The sequence below is a fragment of the Erwinia sp. MYb416 genome (genome assembly GCF_037479575.1).
GTDB lineage: Bacteria > Pseudomonadota > Gammaproteobacteria > Enterobacterales > Enterobacteriaceae > Erwinia > Erwinia rhapontici.
The window spans coordinates 1-574 of the sequence record NZ_JBBGYT010000071.1 but is presented as its reverse complement, the minus strand read 5'-3'; the positions used below and the strand labels follow the sequence as shown (position 1 = coordinate 574).

At 38.5% G+C, this 574-nt stretch carries 1 protein-coding gene; it reads left to right on the top strand.

Annotated elements, in window-relative coordinates:
- Positions 1-571: biosynthetic peptidoglycan transglycosylase (locus tag WH277_RS00625; protein ID WP_339503768.1), on the top strand; the 571-nt coding region annotated here is incomplete at its 5' end.
- Between the last annotated feature and the right edge of the window lie 3 nt (positions 572-574).

The following is a 574-nucleotide window of genomic DNA, read 5'->3' as shown; positions in this document are numbered from 1 at the left end:
ACTGACACACTTACTAAAGGAGGCTAACCGGTGGGTTATATCCCCGAATCTCGTAATCATGTTGATTTATGCCGAAGATCATAGATTTAGCCGTAGAAATATTGGCGTTGATTTTATAGCTATTTGTCGTGCGTCATGGAGAACATTACTCTGGCGAAGGACAGAAGGAGCTTCAACAATCGCAATGCAACTTGTAAGAGTGTTGACCGGTCGTTATGAGAGAACAGTGAGTAGAAAACTGTTAGAAATGTACTTGGCGATACGTTTAACAAAATATATAAAAAAAAATGAGATACCGAAGCTCTACCTGTTTGTTGCTTATTATGGATGGAGAATGAATGGGTTGATTCAGGCGTCGCATCGATTAAATTTTAAAGCTTCAAATCTTACCGATTATGAGGCAGCTAGTATAGTAGCTCGGCTCAAATACCCTGAACCAAAAAAATTCAATCAAAATTGGCATGATAAAATTCTAGCGCGAACAAATCATATTCTCTTACAAGCGTTAGCCCGTTCACAAACAAGACAACCACAACATACGCAAAAAGGTGATAATAATGGAACCGTTTAAGGT